This is a genomic window from Robertmurraya sp. (genome assembly GCF_036676585.1).
Taxonomy (GTDB): Bacteria; Bacillota; Bacilli; order Bacillales; family Cytobacillaceae; genus Robertmurraya_A.
Genome location: NZ_JAKFCQ010000209.1, coordinates 1 through 3,445 on the forward strand (window position 1 = coordinate 1; position 3,445 = coordinate 3,445).

The following is a 3,445-nucleotide window of genomic DNA, read 5'->3' on the forward strand; positions in this document are numbered from 1 at the left end:
CGTATGTCGTACAGGTAACCGAAGCGATTTAGCAGCTCAGAAACTAGCTGAAAACGGATTTTCAAACGTACTAAATGTTATTCCAGGGATGAGTCAGTGGACTGGAACAACGGATCGTATCAACCATTAAGGATCAAAAAAATTTTTAGAATTAATTATACTCTAGGGGGTAAATGTAATGACTGTTCAAGTAATGACGGCAAAAGAAGTGACGAAGAAAGTATTTAATAAAGAAGCATTCTTCATTTTAGATGTACGTAATGAAGAGGCATTTCAAGATTGGAAAATTGAAGGCGAAAATTTTGAATATCTAAATGTACCGTACTTTGATCTATTAGATGGGGTAGAAGAAATTCTTGATCAAGTACCAACGGATAAAGAGGTATTAGTCGTTTGTGCCAAGGAAGGGTCATCTATTATGGTAGCTGACATGCTTTCTGAAGCAGGACGTAGTGTGTCTTATCTAGCAGGCGGAATGAAAGCATGGAGTGAACACTTAGAACCAGTTAAGGTGGGAGACTTAAAAGACGGCGGCGAAATATATCAGTTCGTTCGTATCGGAAAAGGCTGTTTATCATATATGGTCGTTTCAAATGGCGAAGCAGCTATCATCGACTCTACCCGTATGACAGATACGTACCTTGATTTTGCCAACTTAATCGGAGCAAAGATCACTCATGTATTTGATACTCACCTTCATGCCGATCATATTTCTGGTGGAAGAGTAATTGCTGAAAAAACAAATGCAATGTACTGGTTACCTCCAAAGGATGCAACGGAAGTTACTTTTACGTACCAACCATTAGAAGATGGCAATGATGTAGAAATCGGTAATGTAAAAATCAATATCCATGCATTATATTCACCAGGACACACAATCGGATCCACTTCCTTTATTGTGGATGAGAAATTCTTGCTTTCAGGAGATATCTTGTTCATTGATTCGATTGGAAGACCAGATTTAGCTGGACTTGCACAGGATTGGGTAGGAGATTTAAGAGAAAGTCTTTACAAGCGTTACAGAGAATTATCTGAGGAATTAGTCGTACTTCCAGCTCACTTTATGATCATTGATGAGTTAAATGAAGATGGAAGTGTGTCAGAAAAGCTAGGGACACTATTTGAGAAAAACCATGGTTTAAATATTGCAGACGAAGATGAATTTAGAAGAGTGGTAACGGAAAACCTGCCACCACAACCAAATGCATACCAACAAATCCGTGAAACAAATATGGGGAAAATCACTCCAGACGAAGAGCAACAACGTGAAATGGAAATCGGACCAAACCGTTGCGCGGTTCGATAAAACAATACTAGGAGGAAATTGAAATGGAAGCAAATAAAGTATTAGACGCAAAAGGGCTGGCTTGTCCCATGCCGATCGTTAAAACAAAGAAAGCAATGAATGAATTAGAAAGCGGTCAAGTGTTAGAAATTCATGCAACTGATAAAGGGGCAAAAAATGATCTTGCTGCATGGGCAAAATCAGGTGGTCATGAATTAATCAAACACGATGAGGAAAATGAAGTACTAAAGTTCTGGATTAAAAAAGGCTGATCTATAAGGGAACCATATGAGGTTCCCTTTTTCTGAAAAATGGTTTAGAGAGCAAGCGTCATAATAGGCGCTTTTGCTTTTTCAAAGGGGGAAAAAACGATGGATTTAGGTTTTATAATCACCATCTTTTTAATAGGTTTTATAGGTTCATATATTTCTGGAATGCTGGGAATTGGTGGTTCAATCATTAAGTATCCGATGCTTTTATACATTCCACCTTTATTCGGTCTAGCAGCTTTTAGTGCTCATGAAGTATCAGGAATAAGTGCTGTTCAGGTGTTTTTTGCCACGATCGGTGGGGTGTGGGCTTACCGAAAGGGTGGCTTTTTAAATAAAAAGCTAATTATTTATATGGGAGCAAGTATTTTAGTTGGTAGCTTTATTGGGGGCTTTGGTTCAAAGCTCATGAGTGAAGGTGGAATTAATATCATATACGGTATTTTAGCATTGATTGCAGCTGTGATGATGTTCATTCCTAAAAAAGGTCTAGATGATATTCCATTAGATCAAGTGACATTCAATACATGGTTGGCAGCGGTCCTTGCATTTATCGTTGGGATAGGGTCTGGAATTGTCGGAGCGGCTGGAGCTTTTCTTTTAGTACCTATCATGCTTGTAGTCTTAAAAATTCCAACTCGTATGACCATTGCATCCTCACTTGCCATCACATTTATCTCTTCTATCGGTGCGACTGTTGGAAAAATATCAACGGGGCAAGTAGAATTTTGGCCATCTTTAATCATGGTCATAGCTAGTTTAATTGCCTCACCACTAGGGGCGATAGCAGGGAAGAAGGTAAACACAAAGATTCTCCAAGTAGTCCTTGCACTCCTCATTTTAGCAACAGCGATAAAGATTTGGATGGATATATTGTAATCTAGAAAGCTTAAAAAGAGAAAGCACCTTTTAAAGGAACAGAAAAGGCGCCTGTCCCATTCTTTATTGGAGGACAGACGCCTTTTTTATTTAAACCAATCCCCAAATAAATACATAATAAAGACCGAAGAATAAAAAAATTAATAGAAGCAGAATGGAAAGGCATAAAGTAATCACTCTCGGGTAAGCGAAAGTTTGATTGTTGATGTCACGGCCTTTCTTAAAATATCCAATAGTTGAAAGAATGATAGTGGTAATTCCTACAAAAATAGAAGCTAATCCAATCGTTTGTGCAAGTATATCCCCGAGCTGATTTTTTGATATAAATGAGAAATGTAAATTAGTTATTAAAAACCCAACCCCTATGATCGTAATACTCGTTCGTATCCATGCTAGGTATGTACGTTCATTTGCTAGATGTTGCTGTATGTAGTTTGAATCAATTGTTGGCTTATCCTTAAATATCATCATTTAGTACCTCAATTAATTTTGACTTATAACAACTCAGAACGGTATGGCCACATCTCTTGAAGGCTCGTAATAAATAGCTCCACGTTCTTTTTCGTTTTCATAGTAGGAGAGTAGACATACGACAGCGTTCTAGGGAATTGAAAATCTTTAATGCGAATGATGGCTAATTCTCCATTTTTGACCTCTTTATGGATAACGCTGTTTGATAAAAGTGAAAGACCCATGCCCTTACTTATAGTTTCTTTAATTCCTTGATTGCTGCTGATAGATAGTAGGGATTTTACCTTTAGCCCATTCGAACGGATCACATGGTTTAAGTATTCCCTAGTACCTGACCCAACCTCCCGTGTCACCCATACTTGGTTTTGAAGATCGGATATGAATATGTCTCTATTCATTAATGCAAGAGGATGCTTAGCCGATGATACAACAAAAAGCTCGTCCTTTAAAAAAGGGTGGACAGAAAGTTCTTTTTCGTTTGTTTGCCCTTCAATTAGACCAATATCCACTTCATGCCTCTTAACGGATTGAACAATTTCCT

Annotated in this window: 6 protein-coding genes; 4 read left to right on the forward strand and 2 right to left on the reverse strand. The window is 37.9% G+C overall.

The window, feature by feature from the left end; all coding sequences use genetic code 11:
* From ACGLXV_RS24870 to ACGLXV_RS24885, 4 genes are all read left to right on the forward strand, one after another.
* Positions 1 to 130 (forward strand): rhodanese-like domain-containing protein (locus ACGLXV_RS24870; RefSeq protein ID WP_391560762.1); only part of this gene is annotated, 130 nt, incomplete at its 5' end.
* 48 nt (positions 131 to 178) lie between these two features.
* Positions 179 to 1,306, forward strand: coding sequence for an MBL fold metallo-hydrolase (locus ACGLXV_RS24875; protein ID WP_391560758.1), 1,128 nt, complete (start codon positions 179 to 181; stop codon positions 1,304 to 1,306).
* A gap of 23 nt (positions 1,307 to 1,329) precedes the next feature.
* Entirely contained in the window at positions 1,330 to 1,557 is a 228-nt protein-coding gene (locus ACGLXV_RS24880; protein ID WP_119706314.1) for a sulfurtransferase TusA family protein, read from the forward strand.
* Positions 1,558 to 1,656: 99 nt separating this feature from the next.
* Positions 1,657 to 2,433, forward strand: a complete 777-nt coding sequence (locus tag ACGLXV_RS24885) for a sulfite exporter TauE/SafE family protein (RefSeq protein WP_391560759.1) — start codon at positions 1,657 to 1,659, stop codon at positions 2,431 to 2,433.
* A gap of 90 nt (positions 2,434 to 2,523) precedes the next feature.
* Here ACGLXV_RS24885 and ACGLXV_RS24890 read toward each other — a convergent pair whose 3' ends face one another.
* Both ACGLXV_RS24890 and ACGLXV_RS24895 read right to left on the reverse strand, forming a co-directional pair.
* Positions 2,524 to 2,904, reverse strand: a complete 381-nt coding sequence (locus ACGLXV_RS24890; protein ID WP_391560760.1) for a YidH family protein — start codon at positions 2,902 to 2,904, stop codon at positions 2,524 to 2,526.
* Between the two features lie 23 nt (positions 2,905 to 2,927).
* Positions 2,928 to 3,445: LysR substrate-binding domain-containing protein (locus ACGLXV_RS24895; protein ID WP_391560761.1), on the reverse strand; the 518-nt coding region annotated here is incomplete at its 5' end.